The 21,933-nt window shown below is 53.6% G+C and carries 23 protein-coding genes and 1 pseudogene; 14 read left to right on the top strand and 10 right to left on the bottom strand.

Annotation, left to right across the window (positions count from 1 at the left end; translation table 11 throughout):
- Nucleotides 1-125: 125 nt before the first annotated feature.
- Nucleotides 126-956, top strand: coding sequence for a hypothetical protein (locus tag GTQ55_RS12900; protein WP_161859109.1), 831 nt, complete (start codon nucleotides 126-128; stop codon nucleotides 954-956).
- Between the two features lie 61 nt (nucleotides 957-1,017).
- On the opposite strand, the gene yacG is transcribed toward GTQ55_RS12900, so the two are convergent.
- The 5 genes from yacG to pilB all read right to left on the bottom strand — a co-directional run bounded on the left by yacG (nucleotide 1,018) and on the right by pilB (nucleotide 5,829).
- A complete protein-coding gene (gene yacG / locus GTQ55_RS12895) occupies nucleotides 1,018-1,239 on the bottom strand; it encodes a DNA gyrase inhibitor YacG (RefSeq protein WP_161859108.1) in 222 nt (73 codons plus the stop codon).
- Between the two features lie 14 nt (nucleotides 1,240-1,253).
- Nucleotides 1,254-1,865 (bottom strand): dephospho-CoA kinase, encoded by a 612-nt coding sequence (gene coaE, locus GTQ55_RS12890; protein WP_161859107.1) that lies wholly within the window; start codon nucleotides 1,863-1,865, stop codon nucleotides 1,254-1,256.
- Nucleotides 1,866-1,868: 3 nt separating this feature from the next.
- Entirely contained in the window at nucleotides 1,869-2,753 is an 885-nt protein-coding gene (locus tag GTQ55_RS12885; protein ID WP_161859106.1) for a prepilin peptidase, read from the bottom strand.
- Nucleotides 2,754-2,764: 11 nt separating this feature from the next.
- A complete protein-coding gene (locus tag GTQ55_RS12880) occupies nucleotides 2,765-3,982 on the bottom strand; it encodes a type II secretion system F family protein (protein ID WP_161859105.1) in 1,218 nt (405 codons plus the stop codon).
- Nucleotides 3,983-4,116: 134 nt separating this feature from the next.
- The gene (pilB, locus tag GTQ55_RS12875; RefSeq protein WP_161859104.1) at nucleotides 4,117-5,829 is read right to left on the bottom strand and encodes a type IV-A pilus assembly ATPase PilB; all 1,713 of its coding nucleotides are present in this window, start codon (nucleotides 5,827-5,829) and stop codon (nucleotides 4,117-4,119) included.
- A 509-nt stretch (nucleotides 5,830-6,338) separates the two neighbouring features.
- Here pilB and GTQ55_RS18140 point away from each other — a divergent pair.
- From GTQ55_RS18140 to GTQ55_RS12825, 11 genes and pseudogenes are all read left to right on the top strand, one after another.
- Nucleotides 6,339-6,450, top strand: a pseudogene (locus tag GTQ55_RS18140) (pilin); the annotation flags it as partial.
- A gap of 14 nt (nucleotides 6,451-6,464) precedes the next feature.
- Complete coding sequence (locus tag GTQ55_RS12870; protein ID WP_420028978.1) at nucleotides 6,465-6,821, top strand: pilin; 357 nt, start codon at nucleotides 6,465-6,467, stop codon at nucleotides 6,819-6,821.
- A 111-nt stretch (nucleotides 6,822-6,932) separates the two neighbouring features.
- On the top strand, nucleotides 6,933-8,177 hold the full coding sequence (locus tag GTQ55_RS12865; protein WP_161859102.1) for a serine hydrolase domain-containing protein: 1,245 nt from the start codon (nucleotides 6,933-6,935) through the stop codon (nucleotides 8,175-8,177).
- 50 nt (nucleotides 8,178-8,227) lie between these two features.
- Nucleotides 8,228-9,097, top strand: a complete 870-nt coding sequence (locus GTQ55_RS12860) for a hypothetical protein (protein WP_161859101.1) — start codon at nucleotides 8,228-8,230, stop codon at nucleotides 9,095-9,097.
- A gap of 5 nt (nucleotides 9,098-9,102) precedes the next feature.
- Nucleotides 9,103-10,977, top strand: a complete 1,875-nt coding sequence (locus GTQ55_RS12855) for an AMP-binding protein (RefSeq protein WP_161859100.1) — start codon at nucleotides 9,103-9,105, stop codon at nucleotides 10,975-10,977.
- Between the two features lies 1 nt (nucleotide 10,978).
- Nucleotides 10,979-11,884, top strand: a complete 906-nt coding sequence (locus tag GTQ55_RS12850; RefSeq protein ID WP_161859099.1) for a sulfotransferase family protein — start codon at nucleotides 10,979-10,981, stop codon at nucleotides 11,882-11,884.
- A 2-nt stretch (nucleotides 11,885-11,886) separates the two neighbouring features.
- On the top strand, nucleotides 11,887-13,050 hold the full coding sequence (locus tag GTQ55_RS12845) for an MBOAT family protein (protein ID WP_161859098.1): 1,164 nt from the start codon (nucleotides 11,887-11,889) through the stop codon (nucleotides 13,048-13,050).
- A 311-nt stretch (nucleotides 13,051-13,361) separates the two neighbouring features.
- The gene (locus GTQ55_RS12840) at nucleotides 13,362-13,607 is read left to right on the top strand and encodes an HP1242/YdcH family protein (RefSeq protein ID WP_161859097.1); all 246 of its coding nucleotides are present in this window, start codon (nucleotides 13,362-13,364) and stop codon (nucleotides 13,605-13,607) included.
- 103 nt (nucleotides 13,608-13,710) lie between these two features.
- Nucleotides 13,711-14,718 (top strand): hypothetical protein, encoded by a 1,008-nt coding sequence (locus tag GTQ55_RS12835; RefSeq protein ID WP_161859096.1) that lies wholly within the window; start codon nucleotides 13,711-13,713, stop codon nucleotides 14,716-14,718.
- 12 nt (nucleotides 14,719-14,730) lie between these two features.
- Complete coding sequence (locus GTQ55_RS12830; protein ID WP_161859095.1) at nucleotides 14,731-15,081, top strand: hypothetical protein; 351 nt, start codon at nucleotides 14,731-14,733, stop codon at nucleotides 15,079-15,081.
- Nucleotides 15,082-15,244: 163 nt separating this feature from the next.
- Nucleotides 15,245-15,904: a peroxiredoxin-like family protein gene (locus tag GTQ55_RS12825; RefSeq protein WP_161859094.1), complete on the top strand. Its 660-nt coding sequence runs from the start codon at nucleotides 15,245-15,247 to the stop codon at nucleotides 15,902-15,904.
- A 34-nt stretch (nucleotides 15,905-15,938) separates the two neighbouring features.
- On the opposite strand, the gene GTQ55_RS12820 is transcribed toward GTQ55_RS12825, so the two are convergent.
- The 4 genes from GTQ55_RS12820 to can all read right to left on the bottom strand — a co-directional run bounded on the left by GTQ55_RS12820 (nucleotide 15,939) and on the right by can (nucleotide 20,078).
- A complete protein-coding gene (locus GTQ55_RS12820; RefSeq protein WP_221296302.1) occupies nucleotides 15,939-16,709 on the bottom strand; it encodes a glycerophosphodiester phosphodiesterase in 771 nt (256 codons plus the stop codon).
- A gap of 201 nt (nucleotides 16,710-16,910) precedes the next feature.
- A complete protein-coding gene (locus GTQ55_RS12815; protein WP_161859092.1) occupies nucleotides 16,911-17,438 on the bottom strand; it encodes a flavin reductase family protein in 528 nt (175 codons plus the stop codon).
- A gap of 151 nt (nucleotides 17,439-17,589) precedes the next feature.
- Nucleotides 17,590-19,257, bottom strand: a complete 1,668-nt coding sequence (locus GTQ55_RS12810; RefSeq protein ID WP_161859091.1) for an FAD-dependent oxidoreductase — start codon at nucleotides 19,255-19,257, stop codon at nucleotides 17,590-17,592.
- A gap of 164 nt (nucleotides 19,258-19,421) precedes the next feature.
- Nucleotides 19,422-20,078, bottom strand: coding sequence for a carbonate dehydratase (can, locus tag GTQ55_RS12805; RefSeq protein ID WP_161859090.1), 657 nt, complete (start codon nucleotides 20,076-20,078; stop codon nucleotides 19,422-19,424).
- Between the two features lie 202 nt (nucleotides 20,079-20,280).
- Here can and GTQ55_RS12800 point away from each other — a divergent pair, with 202 nt between their 5' ends.
- A complete protein-coding gene (locus GTQ55_RS12800) occupies nucleotides 20,281-20,481 on the top strand; it encodes a hypothetical protein (protein WP_161859089.1) in 201 nt (66 codons plus the stop codon).
- A gap of 30 nt (nucleotides 20,482-20,511) precedes the next feature.
- Nucleotides 20,512-21,021 (top strand): GNAT family N-acetyltransferase, encoded by a 510-nt coding sequence (locus GTQ55_RS12795; protein WP_161859088.1) that lies wholly within the window; start codon nucleotides 20,512-20,514, stop codon nucleotides 21,019-21,021.
- Nucleotides 21,022-21,043: 22 nt separating this feature from the next.
- On the opposite strand, the gene GTQ55_RS12790 is transcribed toward GTQ55_RS12795, so the two are convergent.
- Entirely contained in the window at nucleotides 21,044-21,889 is an 846-nt protein-coding gene (locus GTQ55_RS12790; protein ID WP_161859087.1) for an SPFH domain-containing protein, read from the bottom strand.
- Between the last annotated feature and the right edge of the window lie 44 nt (nucleotides 21,890-21,933).

Raw genomic sequence — 21,933 nt, 5'->3', positions numbered from 1 at the left:
CGATGTTACGGCTTCCCTTACGAGGGCGCAGCGGTTTGGAGGAGCAACCGAATACCTTCGACCTTTGCGATGCGAGTATCTTTAAGCCTTTTGAAAAGGATGGCTGCGAAAACGGAGTCTTGGATGTGCCACTCTGGCTAAGTGGCTGGAATTTCTCCGGAAGGCCCATTCTCGATACTGCGACCGTAGGAGACCTGGTGCTGCGCCTCAGCGTGCTGAAGGTGAGCGATCTTCCGGTAAACCAGAGCTTATTTGCCCGATCGGCTATGGTCGACCTGGTACGTCGCCTGCACGAAACCACAGATATTGGGTGCTATCACAAGGGGCACGCTGAGAATAGGGACCCATTTGACCTGACCCAATATCAGTGGCCAAATTATCTATCACCTATAAACAGCCAGTGGTTAGAAAGGAATGGAACTGAATGGTTGTATTTTGAAACCCAACCATTGTGGACTGGTGCACAGGACTTTTTCTGGTTGACCCCAATCGACCACCAGTATTGTGTCATGGGGCACTTCATGGTCACTCAATGGTTGCGCAATGCGGGCAACCCCTATCGACAGGCTGAGCGGAGCCCCACGAGTAATTACCGCCAGTTGTTGGAGTCCATAATGGACACCATATCCATCGAATTGTCGAACGAAGCCAAAACAGCGCAGCAAAGCCGCGGTAGCGCGAATATCGATTATCCACTGCCAAACATTACGGACCAGATGGTAACCGAGGCCAAGCACACCCTGTATATGTGGAGCGGCAAAGGGTACACCGATAAGAGTCAGCCCCAACAAGGCGGAGACCACCGCGCGCCCAAAGAGGACGTGGCCGCATTTATCGACCAGCGCATTCAGCCCCGCCCACTGCCCGGCTGCCTGGCGATTGGTCCGGCTTTTGTGCAGGACGAAGAAAACCCCGGCGGCAGGCCTGAGCCGGCAGTGATTGCCGACCACCGCTAACAGGCATAGGGGGGAATGCCGAGCGCCCACCGGCGAAGGTTCAGGGAAAGGGAGGGACGGCTCAGTGCCGGGTCTGGGTGGGGTCCAAGTCCTCGCTCATAACATCGTCAAATACCGGCTGCCCCGGAATCTTGTGCCCCTCACTGGCCCACTCCCCCAGATCAATCAGCTTGCAGCGCTCACAGCAGAACGGCCGGTATGGGTTGTTTGAGCTCCATGCCATCGGCTTTTTGCAGGTCGGGCAGGCCACGGTCGGGGTATCGGAGGTAGGGTGGTCAGACATGGTATTTACAACTTTCAGGCTTGCGCAGCGAGTTGAATGTACTTGCGGTGCAAGGCATCCACCTGCGCATTAAGGGATTCCAGTGAGCCACTATTATCCAGAATATCGTCCGCCTTTGCACACCGCTCATCGCGCGGGAGCTGCGCCGCCATAATCTTGCGAATCTGCTCAACCGAGTTGGCATCACGCGCGCTGGCGCGTTGCAGTTGAAGTGCCTCCGGAATATCCACCACACATACCCGCTGTACCAGCTCAGACTGACTGGTCTCTATCAGCAATGGGGATTCCAGGATGGCATAGGGTGCAGAGTGGGTCGTTTGGCTGACTGCCAGTGACGATATGATCTCTTCACGGATCAAGGGGTGTGTCAGCTGCTCCAGCCAGCGACGCTCCGCGGGATCGTCGAACACCCGCTGACGCAGCGCCGCGCGATCCAGGCTACCGTCGGCGAGGATCACGGCCTCACCAAAATGCCGCGCAATTTCCACCAGGGCCGGCCGGCCGGGCTCAACCACCACCCGTGCCGCCCAGTCCGCATCCACCACGTTCACCCCGTGGTGGCGGAAGCGCGCTGCCGCAGCGGACTTGCCACTGCCGATACCGCCGGTCAGGCCCACTGTGAACATGCGTCAGCTACTCAGCCCGGAAATACGGAAGTACCACCCCATAATCTGCTCACCCCACAGCATGGCAATCCAGGCCGCACCGGCGAGGTAGGGGCCGAAGGCGATGGGCAGGTTCTTGTCCCGCCCGGAAACCAGTGTCCAAAGGATACCCACCAGTGCGCCCACGGCGGCGGAGAGCAGGATCACCATCGGCAACACCTGCCAGCCAAACCAGGCACCAATAGCCGCAAGTATCTTGAAATCCCCCGCGCCCATACCTTCCTTACCGGTAACCAGCTTGAAGATATGAAAAACACTCCACAGCGCCAGGTACCCGGCGATGGCCCCGATCACCGCGTCCTGCAGAGGTGCAAACACACCCCAGATATTGATCAACAGACCCGCCCACAGCAGGGGCAGGGTGATATTGTCTGGCAGCAGCTGCTTGTCGAAATCGATCCCGGTCAGCGCGATCAATGCCCAGGTAAAAAATACCCCGGCCAGTGCCTGCCAGGTAAAGCCCAGCTGCCAGACCACAATGGCGGTAAGAATACCGGTAGCCAGCTCCACCAGCGGATAGCGTTTGGAGATGGGCGCGTCGCAGTGGCCGCATTTACCCCGCAGCAGCAGGTAGCTGATGACCGGGATATTCTGCCAGGGCTTGATGACCGTCTCGCACTTGGGACAGTGGGAGTGGGGCAGTACCAGGTTGTAGGTCTGCGCCAGTTCTTTCTGGTCTTCGGCGGAGGGAGTTTTCTCGAAATAGCTGTAAAAGTCCCGCTGGTATTCGCGCTCCATCATGATGGGCAGGCGGTGGATGACGACATTTAGGAAGCTGCCGATGAGCAGGCCTAAAATAAAAGCGCTGCTTATTAGCAGCGCTGGGTGGGTATGAAGAAGATCGGTCATTTTTCAGTGACTTAAGTGATTACATTGCCAAGGTTAAAGATCGGTAAGTACATTGCAACCAGTAAGCCACCAACTAAAACACCTAGAATGGCCATAATCATCGGTTCAAGCATGGTGGTTAAATTGTCGACCAGGTTATCTACGGCTTCTTCGTAGAAATCTGCAGCTTTGCCTAACATCTCATCCAGTGCACCTGACTCTTCGCCGATGGCAGCCATCTGGACCAACATATTAGGGTACAAGCCAGATTGGTTCATGGCTGCATTTAATGGAATGCCAGTGGCCACAGAGTCTCTTATCTTCAAAGTGGCTTGTTCGTACACTACATTCCCGGTTGCACCGGCGACCGACTTCAGGGCATCAATGAGAGGGACGCCGGCTGCGAAGGTTGTTGCAAGTGTCCGGGAGAAGCGTGCTGCAATAGAGTTATAGGTAATAAGACCGAGGACAGGAATTTTCAGGATCATTCGGTCAAAAAATTCCGAAACAGCTTTGTTACGCTTTTTTACCTCTAAAGTTCCACCTACGCCAACTAGCAGTGATACAAAAGCGATTAACCAATACTCTTGCATCCATTCGGAAATACCAAGTACAAATAGAGTAAATGCTGGGAGGTCGGCGCCAAAGCCGGCAAACGTAGACGCGAATTGTGGGACGACTTTGATTAGAAGAATGGCTGTAACAATGACCGCTACGATAATCACCATGACCGGGTATGTCATGGCTTTCTTGATTTTTTTCTTCAGAGATTCGGTTTTTTCTTTGTAGGTCGCAATTCGGTCAAGCATGGTTTCAAGAGCACCGGACTGCTCACCTGATGCTACAAGATTGCAGAATAGGTCATCAAAGTACAATGGATGCTTGCGTAGTGCGTCAGCAAATGCAGTACCAGATGCTACTTCCTCTTTGATTTTAAGGATGAGTTCTTTGACGCTCTGATTATCAGAGCCATCCGCAACGATCTCGAAGCTCTGTACTAATGGCACGCCAGCTCTCATCATGGTCGCCAGCTGTCGGGTAAATAACGCTATATCACCAGGTTTGATTTTCTTACCGCCACCGAAAAGCGGCTTGGGTTTTTTTTGTACGCGGTTGGCAATGATCCCCTGACGGCGCAACTGAGCTTTGATCAGCGCCGGATTGGTTCCGGTGATTTCCCCGTTAACCTTGTTGCCTTTGGCATCGACACCCTTATAAATATAAGCAACAGCAGCGGCAGCTTTGGCCATGGTGGTATTCCCGTTGGTCTTGATATCGGAGCCTCGAAGGCTCCGCAAAAATTTAAATTTTCGTTAATTTTATCATTCTGAACTTTTTGGGGAGTTCAGCTGTTTTACTCTAGTTTTGGATGGCGGTTCTAATATCAGTCCTTCGTCACTCGATTGGCTTCTTCAAGGCTGGTAACCCCCATTACCACCTTGCGCAAAGCCGATGTGCGCAGGTTATCGAAACCCTCCTTTCTGGCCTGATCGGCAATCTGAATAGAGTTGCCACCCTCCATTATAATGCGTGAAATTCCATCAGTGATGCGAACCACTTCATACACACCCACGCGCCCTTTGTATCCCTTTGAGCAGTGCTCGCAACCAACAGGCTGGAATATTTGCCATTCGCTTTTGGGAATAGTGACCGTGTCGAAACCCTCTTCCTTAAGTACTTCATCCGGCAGTTTGGCCGGCTTCTTACATTCACCACAAAGTCTGCGAGCAAGGCGCTGGGCAATAATCACGCTCACGGAAGTGGCAATGTTAAACGTGGGTACCCCCATATTCATCAGGCGGGTCAGGGTTTCCGGGGCGGAGTTGGTGTGCAGGGTAGAGAGCACAAGGTGGCCTGTCTGTGCCGCCTTGATGGCGATTTCTGCCGTTTCCAGGTCCCGGATCTCCCCAACCATGACGATGTCGGGGTCCTGGCGCAGAAAGGAGCGCAGCGCCTCTGCGAAGTTGAGCCCCACCTTATTGGAGACGTTTACCTGATTGATCCCCTCCAGGTTGATTTCTACCGGGTCTTCCGCTGTAGAGATATTGCGCTCAGCGGTATTGAGAATATTCAGGCCGGTGTAAAGAGATACTGTTTTACCCGAGCCGGTGGGACCGGTTACCAGAATCATGCCCTGCGGCTGGGCCAGAGCATCCATATAGATTTTCTTCTGGTTTTCTTCATAACCCAGAGCATCAATGCCTAGTTTGGCCGAGGAGGGGTCTAGTATCCGCAGTACGATTTTCTCGCCCCACAGGGTTGGCAGGCTATTTACCCGGAAGTCGATGGCCTTGGTCTTAGACAGCTTCATCTTGATACGACCGTCCTGGGGTACCCGACGCTCTGAAATATCCATCTTCGACATTACTTTCAGTCGGGCAGAGATGCGGGTAGCCAGCTGGATCGGGGGGCGTGCCACTTCATGTAGCACACCGTCGGTACGCAAGCGGACTCTATACAGCTTTTCATAGGGTTCGAAGTGAATATCGGATGCACCTGTACGAATAGCATCCAGCAACACTTTGTTCACAAAGCGAACAACCGGCGCTTCGTCACCCCCGGGTTCGTTGTCATCGTCGCGACTGGCCTCAGCGCTATCTATATCTAGGCCATCCAGATCGTCGTCATCTAAGCCTTCTAAGCCACCACTGATATCACCGCTGTTGGAAAGATAGCTTTCAATGGCCTTGCCGAGCTTATCCGCCTCCACCAGTACGGCGTCAGTGTTAAGACCGGTATTGAAATTGATCTCATCCAGCCCGGCCAGATTGGTGGGGTCTGCGACGGCCACAAACAGTCGGTTACCGCGTTTATAAAGGGGGAGGGCAAAATGTTTGCTGATCAAATTTTCAGCGACAACATCCTTGGGAAGCAGGTCAAAGTTATAACAAGAAAGGTCAAACACAGGACTGCCAAATGCCGATGATGCAATATTGGCCAGTTCTCTGCTTTTGATCAGCTTGGCCTCCACTACGTGCTGGGCAAAGGTCTGGCCTTCACGTCTGGCCGCCTTGATGGCCGACTGGGCCGTAGCCTCATCGATGGCGTTGTCAGATACCAGCCGTTTGGCTAGACCGCTCAGTGGGGTGCTGCTCATGGGGGACCGTTAGTGTGAGTACTGAATGTATTATCTTTGTTTAAATTTTGTTCTTAAGTACCGGCCAGCAAAGGGAATTTGCCATTGGGGTTAGCCCAATATAGCGAATAAGCATCCGCCAGCCAATGATCCCGGCAAGTCATTCCCGCAAGCTGTGAACTGGATATGTCCCCTAACAAGGCTACCGCCTGGCTATCCGTCTTGCGAGGGGCGATTCCGTACCCAGCTCAGTATCTCCGGTAGCCGGGAACTTTGCATCACGATGTCACGCCTGACGCCCTCTATTGTTCTCCTGAGGCCTGACAATTTACGTCACCAGATTCCCCGCTCTGCACAAAACTTACAAGTTTTGTCTAAATTTTGATCGCAGCCAGCATGACTTTCCTCTCAATCTGAATTGTGAGGCCAATTTACCCGCTTGCGCGTTTTGCCACATTGCCGTTATTGTAACTGCCGACTTCCTCACGGGATTTCATCTTAAAACAACAGTCTGTATGGAGACGGTTACAATGAAAAAGCAACAGGGCTTTACTCTTATTGAATTGATGATCGTGGTTGCGATCATTGGTATTCTGGCTGCGGTCGCTATTCCGCAGTATCAAAACTATGTTACCAAGTCCCAGGTAAGCCGGGTCATGGGCGAGGTTGGTGCCCTGCGTACCGTAGTTGAGACTTGCATGATGGATGGTCTATCTGCAACTGACTGTGATTTCGGTTGGAGCGGTAGCAACCTGCTTCTGGGTGATAGCAAGGCGCTGCAGACTGGTGGTGGTCTCACAGCTACCTTTAATACCGATGGGTCCGCGAGTCTGGCAGCAGCATTTGGACAGAACGCATCCACTGCGCTCAGCGGTAAAAACCTTCAGTGGACTCGCACCGCGGCGGGTAGTTGGAGCTGTGGCACTGACATTACTGAAACTGCTTACGTTCCGGTCGGCTGTGCGAATGAAATTGCTGAAGAGTCCACCACTACTACGGCTTCAGGTACCTGATAAACAGATTTTCAATAATTTGTTTTCCGGTAACGCCCCCTTATTGGGGGCGTTTTTGTTTCTGAATCATGGTTTGAGTGGAACAGTTGTGCTGTGGTGGTTGGAGGTTTTGTGCCGAGACAGAAATTATTTTCTACTGTGCGGTTGCGCGACCTTGCGCTATTGATTGTCAGCATCTCGGTTCTGGTGATATCTGCCCATTTGTGGATCAGTGATCGATTGTTGGTGTTGCGGAGCGTGTACCCGCTTGAATCCATGGTGTCCCGCACCACGTTGACCTGTTCCCCGGGTGCTCCTGTATGGCTGGGAGAAACCCTTTTGTTTGCCACGGAAAGTCAAGGCTCTCTGGCGAATCAGATAGCTTACATAGAACCGGATGGCAAGCGCCATCATTGTGAGAATGGGTGGGAGGGAACGCTAATCGCCTCGCCGCGGTTGAGCGAAACTACTCGTTTTCGCTATGCGAGCCTGTCTAAACTGATAACTGCTGACGCCACTTTGGCGATAATTAATTCTGGTGGATTGCGGTTGGATGCGGCTCTGGTTGAAATTTTTCCAGAATTAGTTCCCTCCAGGGATGCTCGGTTAAGGGAAGTTACTATTGGTCACCTTCTTTCTCATCAAGCAGGTTTTGACCGTATGAAGAGTGAGGACCCACTGTTCTCACTCAGGAAAAATACTTGGTGCCCCTACGATATCAAGGCATTGTCTTCACAAATGCTCGATTTTTCTCCTGGCGAGCGTTACAGCTACTCGAATCGCGGTTACTGTCTGCTTGGCGCGGTACTCGAGAAAGTGACGGGGAAGCCATTCAGGCAGTTGATCGAGGAAATGTACTCGCTGTCTGATCAAGGCGTTCGCTTTATTGATGGTCCCTACTTGAAAGATGAAGTGCGTTATGATTTTCGTAATGGGGATTTCTTTTCAGAAAGATATTATCAACGATTTGACTTCCATGCTCTCTCTGCGGTTGCTGGGCTTTCCGGTAATGCCAGCGCTTTGGCCCAGTTAATTCATAGCATGCTTCGGCGTCAGCCACTGAATATACTTTCCGCAACGGTCGGGGAAGGTTGTGACCTGAGTGAGTATATGAATTGTTATGGTTATGGGGTTTATGTGCACAAGCAGTCTAATAGCCAGCTCTCCGTTTCTATGCAGGGGGGGGTTCTGCCCGGCAGCCGTTCGGTGGCAGTGATTGACGAGCACGGGGGGGTCACGGTCTTGCTGGGGAGTGGGCAACCTCTTGAAGGGTTCGAGCAGACGGTGAAACTTTATCAAAAAATGTACTATTCCATCGAGCAATACTACAAAGCCGGTATTGCGGGTGCCGTCTCCCTCCCCCTTGGCGCTAAATGACTTTGAAGTTTTATGAGTCTATATTCCAAAACAAAATGATAAGATCTGGTATGTATAAGGCAATTGATGCTCGGCCCCTCCCGCTTTGGGTATGGGGTGTCTGCTTCCTTTTGCTAATGATTCCGGCTGCGTATTATTTCCTGTTTGTAATGGGTTTTACGCCACCATCAAAAGAGTTCACCGAGTTTAACCTCAATCGCTTGGTATCAGACGAATCTTCTGGCGAGCAGTTACAGGTGGTTATGTTCGGGGATTCCCGATTGCGTTACGCGACGCTTGCGGAGGAAGACCTGGGAAGCAAGCTGAGTGATGAACTCGGACGAGCGGTATCCGTACGCCGTATTGTCAAAGATATTGCAGTTTTCGAGGACTTTTCCGGGTTGACCGAGACTGTATTGGAGCTCAGACCGGATTTGGTTGTGATTCAGGAAGACCTCTTGAGTAAGGAGCGATCGACCTACAGTCAGTGGTTCTTTTCCCGCAAGTATTTGGAGTCACTCTTTTTTGGAGCTTTTTCTGACAAGAAGGGCCGGGACCAGGAAAAGCAGCAGGTTGAAATGAGTTGTGATGCGCTGTCGATTAACGAGACGGTGGAGCAGCGTAGAGCGCATTTTCTCAAGTGGGCACGGTTTGGCGACGAAGCTCAGTTCGCCCCTGGTGTGGCTGGGTTCCTTAAACAGGCTGCCGCTAAGGGGATAGTAATTCGGGGAATTTCTATCCCTATCTCCCCTCGTGGCATGGCAAGTGTGCCGCCTCCAAATGAGTTGCCTCTGGTAGAGGTGGGTAATACATCGCAGGAGTTTATGAATAACGAGTACTGTGATGTTGTGCATATGAATGAAAGCGGTCGAGAAGTCTATAGTAAGTGGCTTGTGACCTTCTTGGCCAGTGAGATTAATAGTCAGATTCGAAAGTCGTGAGGTAAATGATGTCAGGCAGTAGGGGAACCCGGCTGGTAAGTCTGATTAATCAGTCGATTGGCGCGGTTGCGGATAGAAAGGAATTTCTGGTTTGTGCTGGGCGGAAGCTTACATATGGAAAGCTGGCTGAGCAAGTTGGTAAGACCAGGTCATTGTTGAGGGGGCGAGGGCTCTCAATCGGTGACCACGTAGCGATAGTCAGCTCTGATCGTGAATCGGTTGCCACTCTTTACATAGCCTGTCTGATGGACGGCGTGACCGCAGTGGTTCTTGATCCAGAAGCATCAGCTGCCGAGCTGAACTACTTGTTGGAAAAAAGCCAGAGTAGTGTGGTCTTTATTGACAAGTCTATTCTTGATATTGCCGGAAAGATTCAGAGTCCCGAATCGAATACGGTGATTATACCTATAGCGCAACCCTCGAAAAAAAGTTTCTTCGGGCTCCGAATTGGAAATAAGTCTACGCCCAGCGATGGGAATACTTTCCCTGCGTGTCTTGATTCGGAGGCCATTGTTTCGGGTGTGTCGAGCTTTCCGGATGAAACTCCGGCCTTGATCCTGTTTACGTCTGGTACGACATCGAAGCCCAAAGGGGTGCAGCTGAGTCACGCCAATCTCTATGCGCAGGTCGAGGCAATGCGAGGCCAGTTCAAGTTGTCGGGTGATTCCAGGGTGCTTAATCACCTGCCTTTGCACCACACTGATGGTCTAAATCAGGGGCCGCTACTGGCCTGCACAATCGGTTATACCTGGTTGACTCCAGATTCCGTCGATATGCAGGCTCTCGGGGAATTACTGGACACGGTCTATAGGGAAAAAATCTCACACCTTATTACTGTGCCGACAGTGCTGGCGATGATTGATCGGATGCCGTCTGAGTATGATGATAGTTTTACGTCAGATGAATTTCTATTCATCGAGTCGACCGCAGGTCCTCTTGACGCAGATTTATGGCGTCGGTTTGAGGCTCGCTTCGGTACGAGAATTGTCAATTGCTATGGTTTGACAGAGACAGTATGCGAGGCGACCTATTGCGGGCCCGATGATGCCTCAAGAAAGATAGGGACCGTCGGAAAGGCCGTTGGGTGCGAAGTTCAGGTTGTCGATGAATCTGGTCAGGAAGTGCTTGAGGGAGTGTCCGGAGAGCTATGTATTCGCGGTGATATTGTCATGTCGGGGTATTTTAATGACGTCGATGCAACAAAATCCGTTTTTCGGGGAGATTGGTTTCGAACTGGGGATTTGGCGATTAAGGATACTGAAGGGTTTATTTCAATTGTCGGGCGTCTTAAAAATATTATCGTCAGGGCCGGTATAAATGTAATTCCAGAGGAGGTGTCTGAAGTAGTGCGGGGGTACCCCGGGGTCACTGCTGCAGAGACCGTGGGGATGCCAGATCGATTACTCGGTGAGAGGGTAATTACATGCGTTGTCGTTCAGGAGGGAGAACTTGATACGAATGCGTTATTTGAACACTGTCGTCTCCAGCTCGCGCGTGAAAAGGTTCCCAATGAAATCCTGATGTTAAATCAACTGCCTTATGGCCCTTCCGGAAAGGTCGATTTACCTGCGCTCAAGAAGAAGGTGAAGTTGGAGGTTTCGGTATCTCGGTGTGGTGAAAATGTTGAGGATGGTGATCTGTCAGAGCGTATTCTCAATGCTGCTGCATCTGTGTTTCATGTTCCAGTGTCGGCTTTGACGATGGATAGCAGTCCGGAAAATCTTTCTGCTTGGGATTCTCTGGCGTTTCTTGAATTGATCATGGAGGTCGAGCAGGAGTTCGACCTGGAAATAGAAGCGCGTGAAGTGATCGGAATCAGTTCTTTGCGAGATCTCCTGACATTGCTTTCTCAACGTTTGGAGCAGGGGGGGCTGGACTAAAATGAATACTAAAAAAGGCGTCGTAATCCTTGGTCACCCGCGGTCTGGGACAACCTTATTACGCAGGATTTTCAACGCTCATCCTGAATTTGCATCGCCACCGGAAACTCATTTACTGGGAGCGTGTGCTCGCTTTATCGACGCAGATTACACTGCAGATGGCGTCGATATGGGTGTGCTTTCAGGCTTAAACTTTGCTGGCTTCGAAGATGAAGAAGTACTTTCAAGGCTGAAGGAGCTTGCATTCGGCTTTTTGGACACCTTTGCTCAGAATCATGGAAAGCGGCGTTGGGCGGAAAAGACGGCATTTGATATTTTTTGTGCTGATGCGATTGAGAGAATTTTTGGCGACTCGGTATTTTATCTAGGCATCATTCGGCATCCTCTCGATGTTGCCGTCAGCTCAGTAGAGTTTTGCGCGACGGCTGGCGTGTATCCAAGTTCCATGCATCCATACATCAAGAGGCACCCGCGCCCGGTTGAGGCGTTTGCACACTCTTGGGCGGATGCAACCAAAACACTGATGGGGCTTGGGGAGAGACAGGGAGAGAATAGCCTGATAATCCGCTACGAGGACTTGGTTGAAGACCCCGCGGATACGCTTGAAGCGGTGTTCGCGAAATTGGGGGAAAGCTTCGTTCCAGATATGCTTGAGGATGCACTGGAGAGGTCTGAGATACTTGGCTTCAGTGATCATAAAACCTATGGTGAAAGCTCTATTCACTCCTCTAGTAGTGGGCGCTGGCAATCGTTGCCCTCACCGCTGGTGTCGGACTTGGCGCCAATGCTTAACCCGCTACTGGAAGTATGTGGTTACGATGCGTTATCGCACAGACCGATCAGTCAGGACCGCCTTCGCAGACGTTATCTGAGTGGGCTGGCTGTGCAGATGCAGAAAAAGAATTAGTAATGGGTGACTTTAATTTTGTTTCCCTCGAGTGGCTCGAGTGGATTATTCCGACGCTTGTCGCTTTCTGGGTGCTTCCTGCTGCGCATCGTGGTTGGCTGCTTGCATCGGTTTCGCTGCTTTTTCTTTATTCGTTATCGCCGTATTCCAGTGGTGTTCTTGTTGTATTTTCTCTGCTTTGCTACCTGACCGTCTCGCGTGAGCAGCTCAGCCCGGCGAGGAGTAAGTTCGCAATTAGCCTGATCTTGATTGTGTTGGTTGGCTTTAAACTTTTGGCGATAGAGCGTAGTGCAGATGGTGGGCTCGTCGGAAATGGTGTGATTCCTTTGGGTATATCTTTTTATTCATTAAGGTGTATCCATCTTATTTTGGAGCGTTCGCGCGGAAACATCGGGGTAGTCGATGCGCGTACACTAGTTTCTTACTTGTTCTTTCTGCCAACTATTTGGGTGGGGCCGATCAATCGATTTGATGAGTTCGGAAAAGGACACCGACGACATCGATGGGATGCGGAATTATTTTCAAGAGGTATTGAGCGTGCAATTTATGGCTATGTAAAAGTAGTTATTGTTTGTGGTTTTTTTCTACAGTCATATTGGCCATATTGGGCAGCGGAAAATATCGGTGCCGGCACTCAGCTATGGCAATATCTGGAATTGGTTCGGGAGGGGTTGACTCTTTACTTGCTTTTTTCCGGGTTTTCCGATATCGCCATTGCTTTTTCAGCTATGCTTGGCTATCGAGTCGGAGAAAACTTCGATGCTCCATACTTGGCAAAAAACATTTCGGATTTTTGGCGAAAGTGGCATATATCACTAACTAGCTGGAGTCGTGACTACATATACAAATATGTAATGGCTCGTTCTCGAAATCCTAGCATAGGTGTTCTAGCGTCACTGGTGACAATTGGTATGTGGCATGAAGTATCGCTGCGTTATCTAGCATGGGCCTTTTATCATTGGGTGGGTATTGTTATATGGCAGTATTTTAAAAGACTGCGTATTTATGCTCCGAATATGTATTCCTTAATGCCTTCTTGGTTATCCTACAGTCTCAGTGTGACTCTGACCTTGCACTTTGTTTGGTTGGGTTTCTTGTTGGTGAAGCAGACAACCTTCACATCTATGGTTAATGTTGTGCAGTTGCTTTTTGTCGGGGGAGTATGACATGTACTTGTATGCCTTATTGTTGAGGTTCCTCCCTTCTTGGATGGCCGGAGTAATTGTTGCTATTTGGTTTTGCTTTTTGCTTTGCTCGATCTTTGTTTTTTCAACTATATTTGATGCGGAGTTTAAGTACGGCAACCTTTAGCGTTGTAGCACTCCCAGTGGGTTCAGAATTTGATCGATTTGGCAGCTGAGTTATATATTTTCTGAATAGGTAGGCGTTGTTCCGCCGATCCATTGAATTTTTGGTTGTTATTGTTGTGGAGACTACAATTCTTGAGTGAAGTGCCAACTCCGAGGAGCCGCAGACAATGTCTATTCCCTCCCGTACCCTGGAAACCGAGTTTCCCGACCTCGCAGACAGCATCCGTCACCTGATTCAGGACAGCATTCAATTCAAGACCGATCGCGATGTTTACCACAAGTTGGACAAGGAAATCCGCGGCCTTGAAGAGCGCGGTGTCGCTACGGATGATCATCACTTCAAAGAGCTGAAAACCCAGCGTGCGCGGTTGAAAGATCAGTTGTATGCGCAGGCAAAGAATCACCAGCACTGAGTGCGGCTGGTGGTGCGCTTGCGATTGCGACAACAGGACCAATTTTTCAGGTGCTTGCTTTTTCTGTATTTTGCTGTCCGTAATTGACTACGGATAGCTTTTTATGGAAAAGGAACTCTTCCCTGACGAGGCGCTCTTCTTCGTCGCCGATAGCCATTACAGTGTCGAGCAAGTGTACTCCGCGATTTATGGTCATGCGGAGGCTTCTGCCAAGCGACATTTCTTAAGTGTGAATGCTCATCTGGTTGGAGGGGCTGTACGCCCCGGGCAAATTGTAATCATTACTCCGCCAGACAGCGCTACCTATGAGAAATGGGAAGTTTTGATGCAGGAGGCAGTTCGGATACACGAAGCTGAATTGCGGGCCCTGAATGAGCGAGAAAAGAGGGCTTTGGCGAGGAACTATGCGTTTCTGAGTTATGTTGCCAGCTATATGTCACCGATGTACGGGTGGGTGAACGGTTACTTTTCCCAGAAAACCAAGATGGTCGAGAAGCTGTTAGATCAGATGGATCGCCTATATCAGTCCAGTTATAAAACCCATGGCCACCTGAACTCCCATCACTTCTTTGCGCAGAGGCGCGCGCTTTTTGCTCAGCTGGATCAGGCTGTCAATGGAATGGTACGTCGTGAGCTATTTGGCAGCTCGGCGAGTGCCCTTGGAATTAAAAGGCAGTTGGGCATTAGTAGCAAGGCGACTTTGCACCAGTGGAAAAACCAAGTTGTACCAAGTGGTATACCCGAATTGTCTGGACGCTACGCGCAGCTCAGAAATGCGGCAAAAAACTTTGCTCGCTTGGGTTACGTTGCGATTGGTCTCGAGGTGTTGGGCGGATACGTCAATATCCAGAAGGTTTGTACACAAGGCTCGAATTCTGAGAGGTGCGTGAAAACAAGGTATAGCGAGTCATTTAAGGCTGGGGGAAGCGTGGTTGGCGGTGTGGCTGGAGGCGGGTTGGCAGCATACGGTACATGTAACTTGTTGTTTGGCTTGGAAACTGCTGGCACAAGTCTACTTTGGTGTGGTCTGGTAGTTGGCGCTGCAGGCAGTTATGTGGGGTCGAAGTCGCTTGGCAAGGGTGGTGAGGTATTGGGCGAATTTGCGTATTGAGAGGGCTGTGAATTGACTTTTTTCTACTTAATGCTCGGCATGTATACGCTAGGTGCAATCCTTTTCGTCATAGCGATCGTCAATGCGATAGTTTTTTACCGTACTTACTATAAAAGGCTTTCCCGAAAGATAGATGGTGAGGTTGCCGATATTGGATTTATTCTCTCTGCCAGCAGATTTATGCACTGGGGCCATTTTTGCTTGAGCGAGAAACGCGCTAAACGTTTTGGGGTTGATGCATATTTCGCTGAGTTACCTCGGGTTGCGCGTGCTCAGTTAATATTTCACTGGTCTGTATTTGTTTTTCTTGGACTGCTAATGCTGGTCACCTGGGTGTGGCTTGAGTTTCGAGGCGAAGCTTAGTATTGATGGGCAGAGCGCGTGGTTTCAGTCCTCTAGCTACAGCTTGATGGTCGGCAGTTCGCTGCTGGATTGAATCACTTGTTACGATCGAAAACAGTGATGACGATGCCCTGCATGTCCCATGCAAAGAATGTTATCCAGAAGGTTGACAGGAACTACCTTTATGAAGTTTGCTCTAATTGCAGCGTTAGTCGCAATATTTAGTCTTAGTGCACTAGCGCAGGATATCTCCCTCCCGGAAAACCTCCCCCAACTCGGTGAGACCAAAAACACCGACCTGGGCAAGGTCGAAGTCGGCCTTCAGGCGGGTGACACGCCGGCGGATTTTTCTGTCATGAATCACAAGGGCAAAGACGTCTCCCTTGCCGCCCTGCTGAAGTCCAACGCGCCCATTCTGGTGGTGTTCTACCGCGGCGGCTGGTGCCCATACTGCAACGTGCAGATCCGTCAGCTGGCGGAGGCGTGGCCGGAGTTTGAGAAGCGCGGGGTGACGCCGGTGCTGATCAGTGTGGACAAGCCCGATGCCAGTGCCATGGCCAAAGCCACTTATGAAATTCCCTTCCCGGTGCTGTCGGATCCGGAGTTGAAGGCCCATGAGGCATTCGATGTGGTAGTGGAGATTGATGACGCCACTGCAGAGAAGTACAAGACGTACGGCATCGTATTGGAAGACTGGTCCGGCAAGGATCACCACAAGATCGCTGCACCGGGTATCTTCCTGGTGGGGGCGGATGGCGGCGTGGAGTGGGCGCACGTTTCCAGGGACTACAAGACGCGCCCGAGTGTAGAGCAGTTGTTCGGCATGCTGGATGCGCGCAATTAACGAATGGTCAATGCGCAAGGTTCCACAGGCGGGCTCAGCCCGTCTGATTGAACTTTTCCACCGGCTCAATGTGCCGGGCCATGGCTTCCCCGGCTTTTTCGGTGTTGTAGTCCATGATCAGTTGTGGTTCGTCGGTGAATACCCCGTCGGCATTCATCGCGGCCACCAGCGCCAGGTCATGCGGGTGGTTGACGGTGAAGACAAAGTTTTTGAAGCCGCGCTTGTGAGCATCGGCGATGATTTCGGGGCAAACGAAGTCCAGGCTGTGATGCATGGAGTAGGCCTCCAGCGGTTCACCGCAGGCGGCGAGATCCAGAGGAATACCGTCGATGAGGACCCCGCGGCGCACCTCGGGAATCAGCTTCAGGCATTCGTATACCTGGCGGTGATCGAATGAGGAGAGCAGGTACTGCTCGTAGGTGGCGCCATTGTCGCGGATGTAGGATTCGAGCTCCCGGGCGGCGAGGGCGGCGCAGTTGGATCCTTTCAGTTCGATATTGAGCTGAACGTTGTTGCCCACCAGCTCCAGTACTTCCCGCAGGGTGGGTACCTGCTCGCCACCGGGGAGTAGCATCTGGCGCAGGGCACTCGGGGTCACCTCAGTGAGAAGTTCCTGCCCGGCGAGCAACCGGCCCAGACGGCGGTCGTGCTTGACGATAAGTTCGCCACCCACATTCCACACATCGATCTCTACACCGTCGATATCAAATTCGAGGGCATGGGTGATGGCCTGCAGGGTGTTTTCCGTGGCGCGCTTGGGGTAACCACGGTGGGCAAAGCAGAAGAGGGTGTCGGTAGTATGCATCTCGACGTCCACGATTGCGGAGGCCTCCCAATAATGTCCTGAAAGTATGACCGGGAGGTGACGGCGTCACAATTAATGCGGGGGGATTCCGCCGAAATTTTTATATTGTTTGTGGCGGTCGGCCGGGATTTATATAACGACAGGTTTTGAAGGGCGATTGCTGCGGCAAACGCCCTGTCTATTTACGGGATTTGTGAGGGATTACTCGCCAGCGAGAGCGCGGTAACCGCCGCAGTGGAAGACGAGGGGCTCGCCGCCACTGGCGCTGAACTCCAGTACTTCTCCGAGCATGATGGTGTGGTCGCCACCCTCGATATTCTGTGTGCGGCGGCAGTGGAAAAGGGCTGCGCAGTCATCCAGCTGGGGGACATTCTCAGGGCCCCGGTGCCATTTGACCTGGCCGAATTTGTCGGCGCCGCGGCCGGCAAACAGGTTGGAAACGTGTTGCTGGTCGCCTTTCAGTACATGCACCACAAAGCGCTCGCTCTGGGTAAATGCCGCGTAGCTGAGGGAGCTGCGGTCGATGCTCCAGAGGATCAGCGCCGGGTCGAGGGACACGGAATTGAAGCTGTTGACGGTCATGCCCACGGGCTCACCGCTGGCGTCGAGGGTGGTGACCACGGTGACGCCAGTGGCGAAATGGCCCAGGGTGTCGCGCAGGGCGCGGCTGCGCTCTGCTGCAGACTGGCCGGGTTCAACTGGAGCTGCTGAGTTACTGGATGCCGTCATACTTCGTTCAAAATCTGTTCAATTTTTGTGCTGGCGGCCATTTTACGGGAAAAATGGCCGCTCTGCGTGGTTTTCTTTGGCGTGTGGCGGAAGCCCGCGGCTATCGGGGCGATAGTCGCGGGTTATTGACGTCTGGTTCAGTACCGGGGAGTCAGTCCATCAGCGGCGCGCAGCGGCGGCTCAGGGCATCCCGTTCGGCAATGGCGCTGCCGGTGAGGGCAAAACCGAGGAGGTTGCCACTGGTGTCCACGTACTCGGCCTTAACACCGTCCTTGTCGGCGGTGACGTTCCACTCCCCCTCGCTTCCGTGGCGGGGCGGGCAGACTACGGTGGGCCTCAGGGTGGTTTTGACGGCGACCGGCAGGCAGCCGTATTGCACCGGTTTGGCGGTGCCGGTGAGGGACTGGGCAAGGGCACGGGCGCTCTGCGTGAGCGGTGCCACGTAGTAGAGGCTGTGGCCGTCAACCTCCGCACAGTCTCCCAGTGCGAAGACATTGGCATCGCTGGTCTGCAGCTGTCGGTTCGTGACGATACCGCGGTTGACCGCGATACCGGCGGCCTCGGCGAGCCCGGTGTTGGGGCGCAGGCCGAGGGCGGCGAGGGCGATATCCGCTTCGATCGTGTCGCCGCTGCTGAGCACCGCACGGATGCCGGAGGACATGCGCTCCAGACGCGATACGCCGGTGCCGAGGTGGAAGCGTACCCCGGCCTGTTCGAGGGACTGCTGAATGTCGCGCCCGGCGGCCTCCGGCAGCAGGTTGGCCAGCGGCCAGGGCTGTACATCCACTACCTCTACCTGGTAGCCCGCCTGGGCAAGGTCGTTGGCAAATTCACAGCCGATCAGACCGGCGCCGATCAACAGCACGCGCTTGCGATTGGTGAGCGCGGTGCGGAAGCGATGATAGTCGCCGAGGCTGTTTACCCGGAATAGCCGCGACAGGCCGTCGCCTTCGATTGCAGGCAGTGGCGCGCAGTGCGCACCGGTGGCAAAAACCAGGCGCGCATAGCGCAGCTCCGCGCGGATGCCGCCGCTGTCGGAGACCAGGGTCAATACCCGGGCTTGCCGGTCCACGTCGGTGACATGGGTGTGTACCAGAATCTCGGCATTGAGCTCCGTGGCCATGGCTTCCGCAGTGGCGGTGGCCAGCTGTTGCGGTGTTTTGCCGTGGGCGAGGGAGGCGGACAGCAGTGGCTTTGAGTAGAAAGTACCGTCGTCACCGCTAATCAGAACCAGCGGAGTGCGCTGATCCAGCTTGCGGAATTCCTTTGCCAGGTGGTAACCGGCAAGGCCGGTGCCAATGATTACCAGCGGGTCGGAATCGTCGAGCGGACTACTCTGGGGTGCTGGTGGTGCACTCTGGGGCTCCGCTGCTACTGGTTCACTGACCAGTACCATGTCGAAGTCCTCTTTGCCCACACCACATTCCGGGCAGGTCCAGTCCTCGGGAATATCCTCCCAGCGGGTACCGGGGGCGATGCCTTCCTCCGGCGCGCCCTTGGCCTCGTCGTAAACCCAGCCGCATACCATACATTCCCAGATGCGGCTGCTGGCGGTTTGCGATACGCCCTTGGTGGCAGCAGTGACGGCCGGGACGTCGGCCTCTTTGGGCTCGGCGCTCGCCGGGTTGTCCGATCCTTTGTCAGCCACTGCCGCGAGCATGACAAACTCGTCCTTGGTGGCGCCGCACTCGGGGCAGGCCCAGTCGTCGGGGATGTCTTCCCAGCGGGTGCCGGGCGGAATACCGTCATCTGGCGAGCCCTGGGCTTCATCGTAAATCCAGCCACAAATCTGGCATTCCCAAACGCGAAAATCGGACATGAAGACCCCTGAATACTGCGAGTTTCTGGTGTTTATATTTGAGGCTGTGGAGTGTAGGGAAAAACGTGGGAAAAGTTAACGGCGAGAGGAGACATCTGTTATGCCGATGGCACAACCGGCAGCGCCACCTGCTGGCCGGTGGCGCTGGTCAGGGACAGGTGTGTTTAGCCTTTGGTGCGCTGCGCGATAGCGGTTAGGGCGCGGTGGTAGGTCTCGTTGATCTGCGAGGTATCGTCCACGGTGATCTGCAGGTCATTGACCAGGCCATTGGAGAGTCCGTATACCCAGCCGTGCACCGACAGCTCCTGGCCGTTTTCCCAGGCATCCCGCACCGGGGTGGTCTGGCATACGTGAATGACCTGCTCCAGCACGTTGAGCTCGCACAGCAGGTCCACGCGTTCCTCTTCCGGGAACAGTTCGATCAGGGTGTGGTGTTTGTCGCGCACGTCCTTGATGTGGCGCAGCCAGCTTTCGATCAGTCCGAGTCGCTGGTCTTCCAGGGCGGCCTGCACACCGCCACATCCATAATGGCCGACCACCATGATGTGTTTGACCTTGAGCGCCTCCACCGCAAATTGAACCACCGACAGGCAGTTCAGGTCTGAGGGCACCACGACGTTGGCCACATTGCGGTGCACAAAGAGTTCACCGGGCAGCAGGTCCACAATCTGGTTGGCGGGTACACGGCTATCCGCGCAACCGATCCACAGGTACTCCGGCGACTGTTGTTCCGAGAGTTTGAGGAAAAAGTCGGGCTTTTCCCGGCGGGTGGATTCGGACCAGGCGCGGTTTTTCTCGATCAGATCGTTAAGCTTGGACAAGACATTTATTCCGTCGGTCTGCAGTGACCGAGCAGGATAGCGCTTTTGCCGGGGCGCGCCAATGTATGCCAATGGCAGCGGCTGATATTTGATCAGGTGGCAACGGCGCGGCCCTGAAATTGGTCTGGCGTTCTGCTACTCTGCGGCGGCGCTTTTGCAGGTTATTCACCGCTTGTCATTTCACTACTCAGGGACTGGCCGTATGGGGCTCAGAAATACAGTAATCCGCCGCCCGCGCCGTTTTAACAAACACAACGCGACGGTGGCGCGCCGGCGCAAAAAAGTGCGCTGGCTGCTGGCGCAACGCGCCCGTGTGCGAAACTACCGGCGCTTTTTTCAGGCGCAATGTGAATTGACCGCGAAGGCGGAAGCCAGGCGAAAGGATAACCAGCCAGTGCGCTGAACCGGCCGAATGTATTTAGAGGTGAACAGGATGGAAGACTCCCCGCTTGCGCCAGTGGGCGCACTGGAAATGGTCGTTGCGGACTACCGCGACGACAAGCACGGTGCCGACCTGCTGGCGTTGATGGATCATTACTCGCGCGATCCCTATGGTGGTGGCGAGCCCCTGTCTGAGCTGTGTCATCGCGAACTGCTCGGACGCCTGGCAGAATTTCCCGGTGCATTCTCTGTGCTGGCGTATCGCGGCGACGAGGCCCTGGGCCTGGTGAATTGCTTTATGGGGTTCTCCACGTTTATGTGCAAACCGCTGGTCAATATCCACGATGTGGTGGTGAACGAGAAGGCGCGGGGATTGGGCGTGTGCACCTTGATGATGGAAAAGGTAGCGGAGGTCGCCCGCGAGCGGGGCTGCTGCAAAATCACCCTGGAGGTGCTGGAGAAAAACCATCCCGCGCGCGGAGCGTATCTCAAGTGTGGCTTCAAGCCGTATGCGCTGGATGAGGAGTTCGGCAAGGCCGAGTTCTGGCAGCGCTACCTGTAATCGGGCGCTGCCAGTGGAGCGGTTAGCGGCTCAGCAGGCCCTTGACGGCGTTGGGCAGGTCCGCCGGGAAGATAACGTTCTTGGCGTTGTCGGAAGTGGATAGTTCCTCCAGTGCATGGATGTAGCGCTCACCCAGCAGGTACATCACCGGCATTTCCTTGTCGCCGATGGCCTGGGTGACCCGCTCGATGGCCTCGCGGCTGGCATCCGCCAGCACGACCTGGGCTTTCGCGTCCCGCTTGGACGCTTCCAGGCGTCCGTCGGCCTCCAGAATGGCTGCCTGCTTTTCACCTTCAGCGCGGGTCACCGTGGCGCGTCGCTGGCGCTCGGCGGCGGCCTGCTCTTCCATCGCCTTTTGCATGGTCACCGAGGGGTTGATGTCCTGGATCTCGACGGTTTTCAGGTTGATGCCCCAGTCCGCGATGTCGTCCGAAATCGCCTCTTTCAGTTTTGCCTTGATCAAATCCCGGGACGACAGTGCGGAGTCCAGGGACATTTCACCGACGATGGAGCGCAGCGCCGTCTGCACCAGATTCTGGATCGCCACTTCATAGTCCTCAACCCCGTACACCGCCTTTTCGGGCGAGACGATATTGATGTAAGCCACGGCGTTGGCAATGATGGTGGCGTTGTCCTGGGTGATGACTTCCTGGGAGGGGATGTCGAGCACAATGTCTTTGGTGGTGACCTTGTAGGGCACCTGGTCCACGTAAGGGATGATCACGTTCATGCCCGGGTTCAGGGTGCCGTGGTATTTACCCAGGCGCTGAACGATGTGCTTTGAGCCCTGCGGTACAATACGAACGCCCATGCCAATGGTGATGATGACCAGCACCACCAGTGCCACGACTACCGATAATCCTTCCATATTTTTTCCCCCTGTTAATTTTTAATTGAAAGCTTGCTGTGCGG

Origin of the sequence: Microbulbifer hydrolyticus (assembly GCF_009931115.1) — a bacterium.
In the GTDB taxonomy this organism is placed as follows: domain Bacteria; phylum Pseudomonadota; class Gammaproteobacteria; order Pseudomonadales; family Cellvibrionaceae; genus Microbulbifer; species Microbulbifer hydrolyticus.
Note: the sequence above shows the minus strand (reverse complement) of the source record. Positions and strands in the feature narration are given on the sequence as shown.